Here is a 15,973-nt window from a genome sequence, read left to right as displayed (position 1 = left end):
GGACGCCTCCTACCTCGGGGTGGCTGCGTGAGCAAGACAGTTGCTCCGACCTCCCAGCGACCTACACCAGCGTCTCGTCGTACGCGATCTCCCCGCGTGCGATCAGGTCGCGGTACCAGTACCCGCTGTCCTTGACGGTCCGCCTCTGCGTCTTGTGGTCGACATCGATGATCCCGAAGCGCTGGCTGTACCCCATCGCCCACTCGAAATTGTCGATCAGCGTCCACAGGTAATAGCCGCGGATGTCCGCCCCCTCTGCCATCGCCCGCCCCACCTGGCCGATGAAGCCGTCCAGGAACTCGATGCGCCGGTCATCGCGCACGCGCCCGGCGGCGTCGGGCCGGTCGCCGTACGAGCAGCCGTTCTCCGTCACGTAGATCGGCACGCCCGCATAGTCGCGATGCACGCGCATCAGCATCTGGTAGATCGCCGCCGGCCACACTTCCCAGTTGAAGTCCGTGCGCGGCCCCGGCCCCGGCGTCTGCCGCGCGCCGATGTTCCGGTCGTTCTCGCTGTGCGCGACGATCGACCGCTGATACAAATTCACGCCGATGAAGTCGAGCGGCTCCTTCACCAACTCCATGTCGCCGCTGCGAATGTCCATACGGTCCAGCACGCGCTCCTGCTCGACGTACGCGCGCGGGTACTCGCCCTTCATCGTCGGACGCAGAAACCAGTCGTTGCTGAACCCGTGCTGGCGTTCCGCCGCAGCGCGGTCTTCCGCGCTGTCGCTCGCCGGATACGTCGACGACATGCTGTACGCCGTACCGACCGCATCCACCAGGTTGAGCGCCCGGATCGCGCGCGTCGCCGATGCCTGCGCGAGGTTCACGATGTGCGTCGAGCGCAGCCCGTCCGTCGTGTCACGCAGCCCCGGCGCGTGTACGCCGAAGAGGTAGCCCAAAAACGTGAACACCCACGGCTCGTTGAAGATCATCCAGCTCTTCACCCGGTCGCCCAGCGCCTTCACCACCGTCTCGCTGTACGTCGTGAAGTGCTCGACGATGTCGCGGTTCGCCCAACCTCCATCGTCCTGCAGCGCCTCCGGCAGGTCCCAGTGATACAGCGTCGGGAACGGCATGATGTCGTTCGCCAGCAACTCATCGACCAGCCGGCTGTAGTAGTCCAGCCCCTGCTGGTTGACCGCGCCCTTGCCGCCCGAGTACACGCGCGGCCACGCGATGCTAAACCGGTAGCCGCGCAGCCCCAGTTCCTTCATCAGCGCGATGTCTTCCTTGTAGCGGTGGTACTGGTCGCACGCGACGTCGCCCGTGTCGCCGTTGATGATCTTGCCTTCGGTGTGGCTGTAGCGGTCCCAGATCGACTCGCCCTTGCCGTCTTCGTCCCACGCACCCTCGACCTGGTACGACGCCGTCGCCGTGCCCCACGAAAAGTCAGCCGGGAATTGCACCGTCTTCATGCATCACTCCTTCGCGCCACATCGGAGCCAGAGTGTACGGCTGGAGTACGATACGGGCTACGAGCGCGACTGCGGCTTGATTGTTTTTGATTTGAAGTTTCCACTTTTCGAGTGGCGCACGTCTGGGCTTGATTGTTTCGTCTTGATTGATTGCGTACTCGCCGCCGAACCGCATCGTGTGTCATCGCATCGGTGTCGCCTGTTCTCCTCGCCGCAGCCCGTTGAGGGTACGGCCACCGGCGCGCAGACTCCGAGCGCCCGGTGGCACCCGGCAGGCGCGATACGCTAACGAGGCCGCCACCCCACACGCATGCAATCACGATTCGCACTTCGTTAACCCGTGCTGTCTTCGCGTTAATACGCGCTGCGTAGACTGCCGCCGGCCACACCCGCCTTCACGCGAAAGGCACTCCCATGCGTTGCGCCGTCTGCTCCGGCAAGCTGCTGTACGACCGCATCGACGACGAAACACGCTGCCTTATCTGCGGCCGCGCTGCGAAACCCCTTGCCCCGCTCCGCATCGAGCGCAAACGCCAGGAATACCCGCGCCGCTTCACCGGCACGCGCGATGATGCACCCGATCAGCGGGCATCCTGAGCGACCGGGCGCTATCCCTGGGTGAAGCTCGAAGATTCGGGCGCGCGTAAGCGCCGCTCAAGTTCCTCGTCGACGTGCAGGCTGCCGTCTTCGCGCGTGTAGAACAGCCGCCTGAACGGAATGCCGCGCTCGTGAAAGCGCGCGCCGCCGCCTTCGTGCCGCTCGATCATCGTCAGCACCAGCACCACGTCGCAGCCCTCGGCGAGCGCCACGTCGACGGCCTGCATCGCCGCGCCGCCCTGCGTCACCGCATCCTCGACGATCGCCACCCGGCGCCCCGGCCGCACCAGCGGCGCGTCGTCCTCGCTCGCGGACTGCGAGATCGCCGCCTTGGTCTGCGGCCCGTGATCCTTCGGCGCCGGCCGCCCGAAGAACGTCGGCAGCACGCGCCCCTGCGCCAATGCCGCGTTGGCCACGGCGCTCGCGATCGGAATACAGCCCGTCGCCAGGCCGCCGATCGCCTCCGCCCCCGACTCGATCACGATCGGCGCCATCATCTGCCCGATGATCCGCGCGTACCGCGGATGCAGCGTCACCGCCTTGCCGTCTGAGTAATAGTTACTCCACCCACCCGAATTCAACGCAACGGGCTCCGGGTAGATCCTGATGCAGTAGCGCTCGATCGCGCCTTTCAGCGCCGCCAGGTCGTCCATCGCTGTCGTCATGCTTCCAAAATGTACCACGCAACACCGCGCCGCTTCCCGCGATTGATCCCGAATCGAAACCCGCTCGATTGGCGGGGCAATGCCCGCGTGACCGTCCTACCCGCATCATCGGATCGAGCGGAGGGGATCACCATGAGCCTGAACCGACGCCTGGAGCCTGACGAGTCCGGCCGCGGCGAAGCAGTGCGCGCCGAGGCCGAAGCATTCGGAGCGAAGTTCTCCGATTACAACATCATCGCCGCCTACGAGAACATGGGCGCCGCGAAGAAAGCGATCGATGCCCTGCAACTCGCCGGCATCGACGGCGCGGAGTATTCGCTGCTCGGCGCCACCGTCGCCGATGCTGAATCGCACGTCGACAACGCATCCATCCACGAGGCGGATGTGCAACTCACCAACGATTGGCTGCGCCACAGCGTTATCTGGGGCGGCGTTGGCGCCGTCATCGGCGGCACCGTCGGCGCCGTGCTAGCCGCTATTCCCGGCACGCCGTTGGCCTTCTGGTACTGGTTGATCCTCGGCATCATCGTCGGTGGCACGCTCGGCGCGTTCGTCGGCGCCATGCTCCGCATGGACGCGAGCGACAACGCCGATGCCCCGTACCGCGTCACCAGCAACCGCCACGTGCTGCTCGGCGTCATCTCGCAGGATGCGAACCGCGTGGAGCGCGCCGAAGGCGTGCTCAGCCGCGCCCAACCGCTCTCGCTGCACCGCTACGACCGCCGCGGCCAGCTTCAGACGTAGCGTCAGCCCTGATCGAACAGCGTCTTCTGCGGTGAGGGCGTCGCCTGGTTCGGCGTCAGCCCCAGGTGCTCGTACGCGAGCCGCGTCGCCTGCCGCCCGCGCGCCGTCCGCTGTAGAAAGCCCATCTGCATCAGGTACGGCTCGTACACGTCCATGATCGTGTCCGCTTCCTCGGCGATCGAGGCCGCGATCGTCTCCAGCCCCACCGGCCCGCCGTCGAATTTCTCGATGATCGTCCTCAGCACCCGGTAATCGACGTTGTCGAGCCCGAGCGCGTCGATCTCCAACCGCCCCAGCGCCTCCGCGGCGACGCCTTCCGTGATCGCGCCGTCCGCGCGCACCTGCGCGTAGTCACGCACGCGGCGCAGCAGCCTGTTCGCCACGCGCGGCGTCCCGCGCGCACGCCGAGCCAGCGCCAGCGTCCCCGCATCATCGATCGGCGTCCCGAGGATCGAAGCCGAGCGGCGGATGATCAACGACAGCGCGTCCACGTCGTGAAAATCAAGACGGTACACCGAGCCGAACCGATCGCGCAGCGGCGGCGACATCATCGCGTAGCGCGTCGTCGCGCCGATCAGCGTGAACGGCTTGATCGCGAGCCTGATCGAACGCGCCCCCGGCCCCTTGCCCGTCACCCAGTCGATCGCCGACTCCTCGAGCGCCGGGTACAGAAACTCCTCCACCACCCGCGAAAGCCGGTGGATCTCGTCGATGAACAGCACATCGCCCGCCTTCAGGCTCGTCAGGATCGCCGCCACGTCGCCGATCCGCTCGATCGCCGGCCCCGACGTGACGCGGATGCTCACCTGCATCTCCGCCGCGATGATGTACGCCAGCGTCGTCTTGCCGAGCCCCGGCGGCCCGTACAGCAGCACGTGGTCCAGCGGCTCCCCGCGCTTCTGCGCCGCCTCGATGCTGATCGAGATGTTGTCCTTGACCTTCTCCTGGTTGATGTACTCCGCGAGCCGTCGCGGCCGCAGTGACGTATCCGCAGCGATATCCCCCTCGAGCGGATCGCCGGTCGTGATGCGTTCGGGCTGCTCCTGCGCCTTCGCCATTGCGCGCCATTCTACCCCCTCATCCGTCCGTCCTATCTGTCCCATCTGTCTCATCTGCGGATATGTCCCCCTCCGACCTCCGACTCTGCCCCATCTGTCTCATCTGCGGATACGTCCCCCTCCGACCTCCAGCACCCCGCTTCCCGCTTCCCACAACAACCCCTATCGTTCCCGGCAATGAATCCCGACGACATCGCGCGCCGCGAACGACAACTCGCCGGCACACCCTGGCGCCGCTTCCTGCAGACGATCCCCGGCCAGATGCTCGCGAACCCGCCCGTCTTTCGCCTGCACCAAGAACTGCTCATCCATCGCGACCATCGCGTCCTGGAGGTCGGTTGCGGCGCCGGCAGCCGGCTGCTGCTGCTCGACAACGCGGTCAAGTTCGAACGCCACTCCGCCGCCGGCGTCGAGCCTTCGCCGCGGCTCGCTCGCCGCGCCGGCCGCAACTTCCTGCGCAACGCGCGTCCGCTCACCGCGTTCCTCGCCGATCCCGCCGCGCTGCCGTTCTCCGACGCATCCTTCGACATGGCGGTCTGCGGCGACCTGCTCCGCTTCCTCGATGTGCGCGGCGCTCAGGCCGCGCTTCGCGAGATCGCGCGCGTGCTGCGCCCCGGCGCCATCGCTTTGCTTTGGGATCTCGCGCCGCCGGAGGGGCGCTTCGCCCGCTGGCAGCGCTTCTGGCTGCGCGCCTATCGCGAAGACCGCATCGCCGGCGCAAAGAGCCTCATGTCGCTTGCCGAGCGCAGCCGCTTCGCCTACAGCCGCGATGCGGAGCTGCGGCCGTACTTCTGGCCGCCGGTGCCACGTGCATCGTTCATCGCCGGCACGCTGCCGCCGGGTTGGCGCGTCGAAAACGGCAACCTCATACCACCGCCGGAATCACCCTGATCGCAGCACTCGCCCGTACGGGCGCGGCAGCCTGCTACGCGTACAGCCGCTGCTGCGCGATATACGCCGCGACGCCGTCCGGCACCAGGTATCGGATGCTCTGCCCCGCCGCCACGCGCCCGCGGATGTCCGTCGATGACAGCTCCATCCGCGGCGCCCGGAAAAAGTCGATGCGGTCGCGAAACTCCGGCACCCCCTGCGCGACGATGTTCGCGTCCTGCACATCGCGCGGCGCGACGGCAAGCCGTGCGTGCTGCACGATCCGCGCCGGTTCGTGCCACTGCGGCAGGTCAGCCAGTGCGTCCGCGCCGACGATGAACCAGAATCCATCGTCCAGGCGATCGCCCGCCAGCTTCGCGAGCGTATCCGCCGTGTACGTCGGCCCGCTGCGCCGCAGTTCGATGTCGGACACGCCGAACGCGTCGTTACCGGCGATCGCGATGCGCAGCATCGCCAGCCGGTGCTTCGCCGGCGTAATCTCGCGCTCGCTCTTGCGCCACGGCTCGCCCGCCGGGATGAACAGCACACCGTCGAGCGAAAGCTGCTCGCGCGCGTGCTCCGCGATCACCAGGTGTGCGATGTGGACCGGATCGAACGTCCCGCCGAGGACCCCGATCCTCATTCTTCCCACCGCAGCTCGATATCGCCGAAGCGGACCGGATCGCCGTGCTTCACGCCTGCCCGCTTGAGCGCCGAAACGACGCCCATGCGCCCCAGCCGTCGCATCGCCTCCGCGCGCGACGCGTCCGACTGCAGCGCCAGCATCTCGACGAGTACGACCGGCCGCTCGCCCACCACGCGAAACGCTTCTTCCTCCCGCTCGATGTGAAAGCGGTCGCCGCGCGGCTGCGGTCGCAGCACGGTCGCCTCAGCTTCTTCGATCTCTGCGAGCGAAGGCTGCGGCTCCTCCTCGCGGATGCGCTCGAGCAGTTCGAACGCCAGCTTCGCCAATTCCTGCGTGCCCTGGCGCGCCGCCGCCGAGATGAAGACATGCGGCCGCCCGAGCCGCTCAGCGATCGCCGCCAGTTCGGCGCGCCGCGCCGCGGCCTCCGGCACATCGATCTTGTTGAACGCCACGATCTGCCGCCGCGAAGCCAGTTCGTCCGAATACGACCCCAGTTCGTTGTCGATGATCGTGATGTCATGCTCCGGGTCCGGCTGTGACGCATCGACGACATGCACCAGGAGCCGCGTGCGTTCGACGTGACGTAAGAACTCAAGCCCGAGGCCGGCGCCCTGGTGCGCGCCCTCGATAAGCCCGGGGATATCGGCCATCACGTACGAATCGAATCCCACCTCAACAACGCCAAGGTGGGGTTCGAGCGTGGTAAACGGATAGTCCGCGATCTTCGGCGTCGCACGCGAGACGGCGGCAAGCAGCGTCGACTTGCCTGCGTTCGGCAACCCCACCAGCCCGACGTCGGACAGCAGCTTCAGCTCGAGGCTGAGCATCGCCTCTTCGCCGCGCTGTCCCGTCTCGGAGATGTACGGCGCCTGGTTGCGCGACGTGGCGAAGTGCGTGTTCCCGCGCCCTCCCTTGCCACCGCGCGCTACGACGAGCCTGTCACCTGCACGCACCAACTCTCCGACGATGGCATCGGTATTCTCTTGCCGCACCTGCGTGCCCGTAGGCACCGGCAGTTCCAGGTCCGCGCCGTTCTTCCCGTGCTTCTTGTTCTTTGTACCGTTCCCGCCACGCTCGGCGCGATACTGCCGCTGATAGCGGAACGCGCCCAGCCCGTTGACGGCCTCGCTCGCCACCAAAATGATGTCGCCACCGCGGCCGCCATCGCCTCCGTCCGGGCCGCCCCGCGTCACGAACTTCTCGCGGTGAAAGCTGATGAGGCCGTGCCCACCGTCTCCCGCCGTGACCCGGATCTCGGCATGGTCAATCAAGGTATGGCTCCGGGAGATGCTGCATTGTGATCATTATAAGGGTGAGGGATCGGTGGGATTCGGGGGATTCGAAGCTGAACCAGGGAGGATTCAGCCGAAATACAGTTGATATGTAAACCTCCCCCGATGCCGCTTCCTTGACAGGTGGGGTAGAATAGCCGCCAGTTGAGCTGCGTCGTGCAGCCGGGAGCCCACAGTCATGTGGGCTTCATGTTGACCGCGGGGCGAGGAACCTGCAGGTCTAAGCGGGAGGAACGAGAGCATCAGGGGCACGCTCCGCCCGCGCTCATTGCTGGATCAGCGAGCGCGACTCACGCCCGGCGGGACGGGGAAGGACGCAACTCCCCGCTCACCGCGACACCGGCACAGGCCACACACCCACGGCCTGCTGCTTGCGATCATCTCTCTCGCAGTAGGCTACGCGACGATCACAAACGGCGGTTTCCCGGGCCGGTCCACCGCCTTCGCGTCACCCGTCACCGGTCTCTCCCTGCCCGGCGTCAGTTCCAGCGTCCCGACGACCGACGTCTCCGTGCTGCGCCCCGTCGCGATCAACAAGACGCTGCGCGCCGAACAACCGATCTCTGCCGAACAGCAGGAAGTCGCCGCGCAGATCAACGCATTCAACGCCACGCCGACGGCCATCGCCGCAGCCAGCTCTGAAGACGCCGTCGTGCGCGCCGCCGCCGTCGCGCCGCCGCCGGACCTCCCGCCCTACCAGGTGTACGAAGTGCAGGAAGGCGACACCGTCGGCTCGATCGGCGAGCGCTTTGGCATCAGCCCCACCTACATCATCGCCAACAACGCCGAGATCCAGGACTCCGACTTCCTGGTCCTCGGACAGTCGATCCTCATTCCCGCCGGCGATGGCATCCTCCATGAAGTGCGCTACGGCGAAACCCTCAGCGACATCGCGTCGCGTTACGACGTCGATGTCGAGGTGATCGTCGAATTCCATTCGAACGGCATCGGCAGCGCCGATGCCATCACCGAGGCCCAACTCGTCTACGTGCCCGGCGGCGTCCCCCTCCCGGCCGCCCCGCCCGAAGCCGAGCCTATCCCCGATGACGCCGAACCGATCGAGGCCCCCACCGCTGTTCCGAACGACGGCTCTTCCGGTGACGGAGGCGGCAGCGCCGGCGAAGTCGTCACGGGCCCGCCGTCCAGCTCTGGCCTGATCTGGCCCTTCTACGGCAACATCTCCAGCTACTACAGCGGCGGCCACCCGCTCGGCATAGATATTGACGGCTTCAACAACCCCAATGGCGGCGTCGTCGCCGCCACGTCCGGCACCGTGATCTTCGCCGGCGGCAACGCCTGCTGCTCCTACGGCCTCTACGTCGTCGTCATGAGCGACGACGGCATCGAGACGCTCTACGCCCACCTCGCTTCGATCAGCGTCTCGCAGGGCGAGAGCGTCGGCCAGGGCGAGGTGATCGGGACCGTCGGCAGCACCGGCTACTCCACCGGCACCCACCTCCACTTCGAGGTCATCGATAACGGCGTCCGGGTGAACCCGATCAACTACCTGCCATAACAATTTCCGGCAGTCACGCGGCGCGCATCATATGTGTTGCGAGTGATCTCCTGTCCCGCGTTGCACGCGTGTCCCGCGGCGGCGCTTGCTACATTGGACGCCGAGGAAGCACACCATGATCCGTCGTGCACGTTGGCGACCGTTCGCCACCGCCGGTATCGAAGCGCTGCTCGTTGTCGCCGCGTACCTCGTCTACAGCGCGATTCGCGTCCTCGTCGAAGGCACGGAAGCACGCGCGGTCGACCACGCGATCCAGCTCATCTCCATAGAGAAAACACTCGGGCTCTTCCACGAGGAAGCAGTGCAACGTTTCGTGCAAAGCCAACCGTGGCTCGCCGCGACAATGGAGCGCATCTATCTCTGGGCGTACCTGCCGCTCATCGTCGGCGCCGCCGCGATCGTCTACGTGCGTGACCGCGAGATGTACCGCTGCTACCGCAACACGTTTTTCGCGTCCGCCGCCATCGGGCTGATCTTCTTCGCCATGGTGCCCGTCGCGCCGCCGCGCATGCTCCCCGAGCTTGGCTTTATCGACCCGATCCACGCGTCGATGACAACGTCCGGCGCGAAGAACGAATTCGCCGCCGTGCCCAGCTTTCACTTCGGCTTCACCATGCTCGCCGCCATGGGCATCGCGCACGCGTTCGCCTGGCCGCGCGTCCTGACGTTCGCGCTCGCCTTCCTGCCGGCGATCATGCTGCTCGCGATCGTTTCAACCGCGAACCACTTCTTCCTGGACGCCGCGATCGGCGCGCTCGTCGTCATGGCGGCGTGGATGATCTGCGTCAACGGCTCAAAGGAAGAGCCCGCGGCCGACCCTCAGCCCGCCCTGCGTCCCGCCTGAGGCCGTCCATCAGTCTTCAGTCCGTCAGTCGATCCGTTCGTCGGTTGAGCGGCATCGCCGTCGGCGCCAACTGTATGTACGTCCGACCAACAGGCGTTACAGACCGAAAGACCGAAAGACCGAAAGACTGAAAGCATGTTCGAGCTACGAACGCCACGGCTCGTCCTGCGGGACTGGCTGCCCGAAGACTTGCCCACCGTCCGTGCGCTCGCCGGCGACGAGCGTGTCACGCGTTACCAAACGTGGCTGCGGCTCGACGAATCGGAAGCGGCGTGTCAGCACTGGCTCGAAGAAGCCATCAAACACAACAGCGCCGATCCTCGATCTGCGTACAGCCTGGCCATGGTGGATCACTCCAACTATCACGCGGTCGGATGGCTGAACTGGGGTGATGCTGAAGATGCATCGAGGGGTGACGTCAGCTTCGGCTACGCGCTTCTGCCGGAGCTCTGGGGTCGCGGGTACATGACCGAAGCCGTCGAAGCGATGCTCGCGTTCGTATTCGATATCCAGCCGCGCGTCTCGATCTACGCCACGTGCGCGACGAGCAATCGTGCTTCCGCCCGCGTGCTCGAGAAGGCGGGCCTACATCTCGTCGACCGCTGGATGCACCGTGATGAAGCCCTCGGTATCGAAGAAGCCCTCGGTATCGAAGAGGAGTACCGCTGCTATTCCCTGCGACGCAGCGAGTGGCGCCCCGAACCCCGTACAACGAACGGAAAGACTGAAAGACTGACCGGCTGAAATACTGACCGACTACCGCTTCACATCCACCACGAGCACCTGCGTCTCGTCCGGCAGTGAGCTGCGCGTCACAGTCACCTTCGCGTGCGTCTCCGACTTCTGCGCGCCCATTTCCTTCAGGAAGCGGTCCAACGGATCGAGCTTCTCCTTGTCGGCGTCGGTCTTGTAGTTCATCGGGATCACGAGCTTCGGCTCGATCAGGCTCACCGTCTCCGCAGCCGGCGGCGCATCGAGCGAGTCGCCGCCGCCCACCGGCACCAGCAGGATGTCGACGGCGCCCATCTGCTCGAGCTGATCCGACGTCGGAACGTGCCCGATGCCGCCCAGGTGTCCGATGCGCAAATCTTCGAGTTCGATTACGAACGCGATGTTGCGCCCGCTCTCCGGTGTCTTCTCTTTGCCGCGAAACGTGCTCACCCCAATGATCGATGCGCCGGAGATCTCGAACTCGCCCGGCCCGTCGATCACCCGCGGCGATCCCGCCACCCCTTCGACGTAGCTGTGCGCCGGATCCGAATGACTGACGGTGACGATGTCGGCCGTGGGGCGCCCGAGGCTGTGCCCGCTCGACTTGTCCGGCGGATCCGTGACGACCGTCGCCTCCTTCGCCCGAATCCGAAAGCAAGCGCGCCCAAGCCAGGTGATTTCCATGCCGCCAGATTAACGCACACACGTTCGAAGCGGCAGGCACATTCCTCCAACTCGCCTCCACCTCCCGCCCACCAGCGACCAGCCACCAACCACCAACGATGTAACCTTTTCCTACGCCCGCCCGTCTAACAGATCAGAAGGGAGATACAGCAGGTGGATGCTCGGCAGCAGCAGGGGGGACTCGCGCTCCTCGAGCGCGCCAAAGCCGGCGACCGCGACGCCTTCGGCGAACTCGCCGAAGAACACCGCGCCTCGCTCCTCCGCCTGTGCTACAAGATGACCGGTTCCCGGGAAGAAGCCGAAGACCTCGTGCAGGACACGCTCCTCAAGGCCTACACCCGGATCGCCGAGTTCGAGATGCGCGCGTCGCTCTCGACGTGGCTCCACCGCATCGCCACCAACGCCTGCCTCGACCACCAGCGTGCCCGCAAGCCATGGGATCTCGACGCGCGCTGGCAGTGGTTCCGCGAGAACGGCGAACTCGTGCAGCAGATGGAACAGCAGATGTTCATGTCGCCCGAGCGCGTCGCCGAAGTGAAAGAAGTCGCCGCCACGTGCATCAACTGCATCGCCATGTCGCTGCCGGCGAAGCAGCGCGCCGCGATCGTGCTCTGCGACCAGATCGGCATGTCGCGCGAGGAGGCGGCGAACGCCATCGGCGCCTCCGTCGCGTCCGTGAAGACGGAGCTGCACCGCGCCCGCAAGACGATGACCGGCGTCTTCGAGACGCGCTGCCAGCTCGTCGACCCCAACAACGAGTGCAACGGCTGCAGCGTCACCGGCGCCGCCAAGCAGGCCGAGCGAGCGCGCGCGAAAGAGCAAAAGGAGGACGCATGAACTGCGACCAGATCGACGAGCTGCTGTCCGACTTCATCGATGACGAACTCTCCGAAGGCGTGCGCGCCGGCGTCGAAGCGCACCTGCGCGCCTGCGACGTCTGCGCCGTGTCGTACAAGAATCTGATCCGCACTGTGCGCTTCGTAAAGAAGAACGGCCGCGCGCCGCTGCACACCTTCGGTGGCGAAAACTATGCGACGTTCGTGCGCGCGCTCTCCGATCCCGCGTACCACGCCAATCCGGTGCAAGTCCTCGCCGAAGGAATCATCGACCCGTAAGCAACGTTCTGAGAGAAGGAGTACGACATGAAATCCGATGTGGTGATCATCGGCGGCGGCCTCGCTGGCCTTGCGACCGGCGCTCTCCTCGCGCGCGAAGGCATGCGAACCGTCGTGCTGGAGCGCGGCAATCAGCCCGGCGGCCGCGCCTGCACCTACAGTGACAAGGGCTTCACGCTGAACTACGGCCCGCACGCCATGTTCCGCCCCGGCAGCGGCTTCCTCGGCGATGTCCTGCGCCGCCTCGATCGTCCGTCGCTGCCCTACAACGTCCCCGACGCCATGAAGAGCTACTGGTCGCTCGGCGACCGCTTCGCGTCGCTCGGCGCCAAACCGCACCAACTCCTCGCGACGAAACTGTTCTCCGTGCCGGGGCGCATGCGGATCGCTTCGATGATGCTCGCGCTGCGTTCCGAAAAGCCCGACAGGCTCGGCAATATGACGTATGGCGAGTGGGTCGACCAGCACACGAGCGATCCGCTGGTGCGCCAGTTCGTCATGGCATTGGGCGTCGTCAACTCGTACACGCGACCGGCGTCCCAACTCAGCGCGCGATGGCTCATCTCGCACCTCCAGCGCAACCTCTTCGCGAAGGACTACGTCGGATACATGAGCGGCGGCTGGGGCGCCATCTGCCAGGCGTTCGTCGACGAGTTGCGGGCGAACGGCGGCGAACTCGTCACTGCCGCGCACGTCGATCGGCTCGAGATCGACGGCGATTGCGCGGTCGCTGCGCTCGCCGGCACACGCCGGTTCGAGGCCGACGCCTTCGTCTCCACGCTTCCGCCCGACGACGCGCCCGCGCTCGCGCAGCAAGGCTCGCCACTGGCGGCGGAACTCTCGCGATGGAGCGGCATGCGCGACGTGCGCGCCGTCTGCATCGACCTCGGCTTCGACCGCAGGCTGCGCACCGACCTCACGTTCGTGTTCGATACGGAGCACGACCTGTACTACAGCCTGCACTCCGAGGTGACGCCGGACCTCGCGCCCGAAGGCCAGCAGTTGCTGCACGCCATGGCCTATCTCTCGCCCGATGAGGCCGCCGACGAAACGCTGCGCGCCGCCCGCGAACACCAACTCGTCGATGGCCTCGACCGCCATTTCGCCGGCTGGCGCTCGGCCGCGGTGGTCCAGCGCACGCTGCCCGCCGCCCGCGTCTCCTCCGCACGCTGGATCCCCGGCCAGATGGAAGACGCGCGTGTGCCGCTGCGCTCCGCCGTCGCGCGCAACCTCTGCTTCGCCGGCGAGGGCCGCGACCTCCCGTACACCCTCGCCGAGACCGTACTCGCCTCCGCCATGCAGGCGTCCGACGCGATCGTCGCGGACCGCGCGGCAGGCGCCCTCTGCGTCAAGGAGGCAGTGCCCACGGCCTAGCGCATCAACCCTGGAACCTCAAACCAGCCTTCGGCTCGACCAACACGACCCAGAGGTTCAAGGTTCGAGGTTCCAGGTTCCCCTCTCGGTCCCCTCCGCCCGTTGAGCGTACCCACCGAATCCCAGCTTCCCCAGCCGTTCCCCCCTGCTAGCCCGGGTTAACCTTTTCCAAATCTGCGCGTTGTAACAATTGATGGGTGGTGTGGTGTCTGTGAGGTGCTGCGGGCGCGCTTGGACGGCCTTTTGGGTGAGCGAGTAACATGCCATTGGCTCCTTCGCTCAGAAACGAGGCACCGGGATTGGATATCCCCGCTCCGCAGCCCATCCCGCTGGACGTCGAACGGGATGCCGTCGACCGTGCGCGGATGGGCGACCAGGCAGCCCTCGCCGACCTGTACGACTGGTACATGCCGCGTGTCTATCGCTATGCGGTAGCGCGCGTCGGCAATGTGGCCGAGGCCGAAGACCTCACCGAGGAGGTCTTCCTGAAAATGCTCGGCGCGATCGGGGGCTTCCGCTGGAGAGACGTGCCGTTCTCGTCATGGCTCTTCCGCATCGCTCACAACCACATTGCCACGCATTTCCGGCGCTCAGCCCAGCGCGGCGGGCCGACGTCGGAACTGACCGAAGACATGGTCGACGTGCGGGAAAGCCCGTCGTCGGTTGTGGAAGATCGGATCACGCTCGAAGAAGTGCGCCGGGCGGCGGAGTTGCTGCCCGAAGCGCAACGCGACGTGATCACCATGCGGTTTGCGGTCGGACTCTCGATCGCCGAGACCGCGAAGGCGCTCGGTAAGCGCGAAGGCAACGTGAAGGCGTTGCAGCACAAGGCTGTAGCAAAGCTGCAGAAAATGTTGATCCCGGAGGTCGATCGCCAGCCGGCGATTCAGGAGCTATGAGCGAGTTCGAGACCGACCTGCAAACGTGCCTCGATGCGCTGGCCACAGGCCAGTGGGACATCGACGAGTGCCTCCGGCGCTATCCGCGGCACGCAGATCAACTGCGCGCGCGATTGCTCGCCGCCGCTGCGCTGCAGGATGCCTACGGCGTGCAACCTTCGCAGGAGTTCGCACGCTCGTCGCGCGAACGCTTTCTCATCGCCACCGGCCAGCGCCTCGCCGAAGTCTACGACAACGACCCGTCGCCGTCGTTCTTCGCCGCCGCTCGCGTCAAGTTCCTGATGACCGCGCACCGCCTGCGCATCGGTGAGCGCGCGACGAAGTCGCGGCGCGTTCCGCTGTTCGGCACGCCGTTCCGTGCCCTTGCCAGCGGCATGGCCGCGATCGCGCTCTTCATGTCACTCTCCACCTACACCGTCGCGTCCGCCTCCGATGCGCTCCCCGGCGAATGGCAGTACGGCGTCAAACTGCAGACCGAGCGCGTGCGTCTCGCCCTCGCCTTCTCCGAAGGCGCCGAGCGCGACGTGCGGCTCGACATCGCCCAGGAACGCTCACAGGAGATCGAACAACTCGCCGCCAAGGGCCGGATCATCGGACCTGGCGTGCTCGAACGGCTCAAGGACCAGACGGAACCGCTCGTGCGCGCCGCCAACGAAGGCAAGCTCGACCGCGGCGAGACCGAACGCCTCAACGAAGTGACGGCGCAACAGCGCACGGTGCTCGCGGAACTCGAAGATCACGTCGCGCCCGAAGCCGCCGCTCAGCTCGCCGAGGCAAAGACCGTCTCCGACGAGGGCTACCAGGTGACGTTCGTCCAGATCGTCAACGATCCGCAGGACCCGCTGCCGCGCGTCCTGACGCCCGTCGACCCGATCGAGACCGAAGATCCGTCCCCAACCGATACGCCCGAGCCTACGGCAACCCCCGTTGACACGGCCACGCCCGGTGGCGCCAACCCGACACCGCCAGCGCCCACGTCCGTACCCGCCGAAACGCCGGAGATCGGCGTCGGTGCCGAGCCCGTCGATACCGTCTTCGGCGTCCTCTGGGTGCGGCTCTCCGCCGGACGCCTCACCACGCTCATCCCGTCCGAGAAAGACGGCTGGCGCGTCATGGGCGTCAACAGCGCCGTCGTGCAACTCTCCAACGTCGATGGCACGTCGCTGGTGACGATCAACCCGCGCAACGGCGACATGTACTGGTTCATCCTCCGCGCCGGCCTCTTCGACGAAGTGCAGATGCGCCTGACCAAGGACGGTCAGACGCTCGTCATCGACCGGCCCGCCCTGCGCGCCGCCTACGGCGATGCGGCGGAGATCCCAATCTTCATCATGAACCGCATCGAGCTCGCGGACCCCGTAGTGCCGCAAGAGTAGCCAACGCAACCTGAGCGCGGGCTTTCAGCCCGCGTGCCCACACGCCCGCATCGTCATCGTGAGCGCACGCGAACGATCTCGCCGCGCAACGCGTACCATCGCAACACCCGTCATTCAGAGCGAAGCGAAGAATCTCCTCGCACGACAACCTCCGCGCAGCCG

Annotated in this window: 17 protein-coding genes; 11 read left to right on the top strand and 6 right to left on the bottom strand. The window is 66.3% G+C overall.

The window, feature by feature from the left end; genetic code table 11:
- Positions 1–61: 61 nt before the first annotated feature.
- On the bottom strand, positions 62–1,420 hold the full coding sequence (locus WEB52_11705; GenBank protein MEX2227101.1) for a GH1 family beta-glucosidase: 1,359 nt from the start codon (positions 1,418–1,420) through the stop codon (positions 62–64).
- A gap of 414 nt (positions 1,421–1,834) precedes the next feature.
- Here WEB52_11705 and WEB52_11700 point away from each other — a divergent pair, with 414 nt between their 5' ends.
- The gene (locus WEB52_11700) at positions 1,835–2,017 is read left to right on the top strand and encodes a hypothetical protein (protein MEX2227100.1); all 183 of its coding nucleotides are present in this window, start codon (positions 1,835–1,837) and stop codon (positions 2,015–2,017) included.
- An 11-nt stretch (positions 2,018–2,028) separates the two neighbouring features.
- Here the strand turns inward: WEB52_11700 and WEB52_11695 are convergent, their stop codons facing one another.
- Complete coding sequence (locus WEB52_11695) at positions 2,029–2,682, bottom strand: hypothetical protein (GenBank protein ID MEX2227099.1); 654 nt, start codon at positions 2,680–2,682, stop codon at positions 2,029–2,031.
- Between the two features lie 132 nt (positions 2,683–2,814).
- Between WEB52_11695 and WEB52_11690 the strand changes: the two genes are divergently transcribed.
- Positions 2,815–3,426, top strand: a complete 612-nt coding sequence (locus WEB52_11690) for a hypothetical protein (GenBank protein MEX2227098.1) — start codon at positions 2,815–2,817, stop codon at positions 3,424–3,426.
- Positions 3,427–3,428: 2 nt separating this feature from the next.
- Here the strand turns inward: WEB52_11690 and ruvB are convergent, their stop codons facing one another.
- The gene (gene ruvB / locus WEB52_11685) at positions 3,429–4,484 is read right to left on the bottom strand and encodes a Holliday junction branch migration DNA helicase RuvB (protein ID MEX2227097.1); all 1,056 of its coding nucleotides are present in this window, start codon (positions 4,482–4,484) and stop codon (positions 3,429–3,431) included.
- 177 nt (positions 4,485–4,661) lie between these two features.
- Here ruvB and WEB52_11680 point away from each other — a divergent pair, with 177 nt between their 5' ends.
- Entirely contained in the window at positions 4,662–5,375 is a 714-nt protein-coding gene (locus WEB52_11680; GenBank protein ID MEX2227096.1) for a class I SAM-dependent methyltransferase, read from the top strand.
- Positions 5,376–5,409: 34 nt separating this feature from the next.
- Here the strand turns inward: WEB52_11680 and nadD are convergent, their stop codons facing one another.
- Both nadD and obgE read right to left on the bottom strand, forming a co-directional pair.
- A complete protein-coding gene (nadD, locus tag WEB52_11675) occupies positions 5,410–5,997 on the bottom strand; it encodes a nicotinate-nucleotide adenylyltransferase (protein ID MEX2227095.1) in 588 nt (195 codons plus the stop codon).
- Positions 5,994–7,271 (bottom strand): GTPase ObgE, encoded by a 1,278-nt coding sequence (obgE, locus tag WEB52_11670; GenBank protein MEX2227094.1) that lies wholly within the window; start codon positions 7,269–7,271, stop codon positions 5,994–5,996. The genes nadD and obgE overlap by 4 nt, the downstream gene beginning before the upstream one ends.
- 532 nt (positions 7,272–7,803) lie before the next feature.
- On the opposite strand from obgE, the gene WEB52_11665 reads away from it, so the two are divergent.
- The 3 genes from WEB52_11665 to WEB52_11655 all read left to right on the top strand — a co-directional run bounded on the left by WEB52_11665 (position 7,804) and on the right by WEB52_11655 (position 10,396).
- Entirely contained in the window at positions 7,804–8,808 is a 1,005-nt protein-coding gene (locus tag WEB52_11665; GenBank protein ID MEX2227093.1) for a M23 family metallopeptidase, read from the top strand.
- Positions 8,809–8,923: 115 nt separating this feature from the next.
- Positions 8,924–9,652, top strand: a complete 729-nt coding sequence (locus tag WEB52_11660; GenBank protein MEX2227092.1) for a phosphatase PAP2 family protein — start codon at positions 8,924–8,926, stop codon at positions 9,650–9,652.
- Positions 9,653–9,787: 135 nt separating this feature from the next.
- Entirely contained in the window at positions 9,788–10,396 is a 609-nt protein-coding gene (locus WEB52_11655) for a GNAT family N-acetyltransferase (GenBank protein MEX2227091.1), read from the top strand.
- 12 nt (positions 10,397–10,408) lie between these two features.
- On the opposite strand, the gene WEB52_11650 is transcribed toward WEB52_11655, so the two are convergent.
- Complete coding sequence (locus tag WEB52_11650; GenBank protein ID MEX2227090.1) at positions 10,409–11,047, bottom strand: MBL fold metallo-hydrolase; 639 nt, start codon at positions 11,045–11,047, stop codon at positions 10,409–10,411.
- A 153-nt stretch (positions 11,048–11,200) separates the two neighbouring features.
- Here WEB52_11650 and WEB52_11645 point away from each other — a divergent pair, with 153 nt between their 5' ends.
- The 5 genes from WEB52_11645 (at position 11,201) to WEB52_11625 (ending at position 15,811) form a co-directional block, all read left to right on the top strand.
- Complete coding sequence (locus WEB52_11645) at positions 11,201–11,884, top strand: sigma-70 family RNA polymerase sigma factor (protein ID MEX2227089.1); 684 nt, start codon at positions 11,201–11,203, stop codon at positions 11,882–11,884.
- The gene (locus WEB52_11640) at positions 11,881–12,162 is read left to right on the top strand and encodes a zf-HC2 domain-containing protein (protein MEX2227088.1); all 282 of its coding nucleotides are present in this window, start codon (positions 11,881–11,883) and stop codon (positions 12,160–12,162) included. Before WEB52_11645 ends, WEB52_11640 begins: the two co-directional genes overlap by 4 nt.
- Before the next feature lie 27 nt (positions 12,163–12,189).
- Positions 12,190–13,536: an FAD-dependent oxidoreductase gene (locus tag WEB52_11635; protein ID MEX2227087.1), complete on the top strand. Its 1,347-nt coding sequence runs from the start codon at positions 12,190–12,192 to the stop codon at positions 13,534–13,536.
- 299 nt (positions 13,537–13,835) lie between these two features.
- Positions 13,836–14,435: a sigma-70 family RNA polymerase sigma factor gene (locus tag WEB52_11630; GenBank protein ID MEX2227086.1), complete on the top strand. Its 600-nt coding sequence runs from the start codon at positions 13,836–13,838 to the stop codon at positions 14,433–14,435.
- On the top strand, positions 14,432–15,811 hold the full coding sequence (locus WEB52_11625) for a DUF5667 domain-containing protein (protein MEX2227085.1): 1,380 nt from the start codon (positions 14,432–14,434) through the stop codon (positions 15,809–15,811). Before WEB52_11630 ends, WEB52_11625 begins: the two co-directional genes overlap by 4 nt.
- Positions 15,812–15,973 lie beyond the last annotated feature (162 nt).

The sequence above is a fragment of the Dehalococcoidia bacterium genome (genome assembly GCA_040902535.1).
In the GTDB taxonomy this organism is placed as follows: domain Bacteria; phylum Chloroflexota; class Dehalococcoidia; order DSTF01; family JACRBR01; genus JBBDXD01.
This window is presented reverse-complemented; position numbering and strand designations above follow the sequence as displayed.

Excerpts from the sequence above, each read along its gene's own strand:
- WEB52_11705 (MEX2227101.1), bottom strand. The coding sequence starts at position 1,420 with ATGAAGACGGTGCAATTCCCGGCTGACTTTTCGTGGGGCACGGCGACG.
- WEB52_11700 (MEX2227100.1), top strand. The coding sequence starts at position 1,835 with ATGCGTTGCGCCGTCTGCTCCGGCAAGCTGCTGTACGACCGCATCGAC.
- WEB52_11695 (MEX2227099.1), bottom strand. The coding sequence starts at position 2,682 with ATGACGACAGCGATGGACGACCTGGCGGCGCTGAAAGGCGCGATCGAG.
- WEB52_11690 (MEX2227098.1), top strand. The coding sequence starts at position 2,815 with ATGAGCCTGAACCGACGCCTGGAGCCTGACGAGTCCGGCCGCGGCGAA.
- ruvB (MEX2227097.1), bottom strand. The coding sequence starts at position 4,484 with ATGGCGAAGGCGCAGGAGCAGCCCGAACGCATCACGACCGGCGATCCG.
- WEB52_11680 (MEX2227096.1), top strand. The coding sequence starts at position 4,662 with ATGAATCCCGACGACATCGCGCGCCGCGAACGACAACTCGCCGGCACA.
- nadD (MEX2227095.1), bottom strand. The coding sequence starts at position 5,997 with ATGAGGATCGGGGTCCTCGGCGGGACGTTCGATCCGGTCCACATCGCA.
- WEB52_11660 (MEX2227092.1), top strand. The coding sequence starts at position 8,924 with ATGATCCGTCGTGCACGTTGGCGACCGTTCGCCACCGCCGGTATCGAA.
- WEB52_11655 (MEX2227091.1), top strand. The coding sequence starts at position 9,788 with ATGTTCGAGCTACGAACGCCACGGCTCGTCCTGCGGGACTGGCTGCCC.
- WEB52_11650 (MEX2227090.1), bottom strand. The coding sequence starts at position 11,047 with ATGGAAATCACCTGGCTTGGGCGCGCTTGCTTTCGGATTCGGGCGAAG.
- WEB52_11640 (MEX2227088.1), top strand. The coding sequence starts at position 11,881 with ATGAACTGCGACCAGATCGACGAGCTGCTGTCCGACTTCATCGATGAC.
- WEB52_11635 (MEX2227087.1), top strand. The coding sequence starts at position 12,190 with ATGAAATCCGATGTGGTGATCATCGGCGGCGGCCTCGCTGGCCTTGCG.
- WEB52_11625 (MEX2227085.1), top strand. The coding sequence starts at position 14,432 with ATGAGCGAGTTCGAGACCGACCTGCAAACGTGCCTCGATGCGCTGGCC.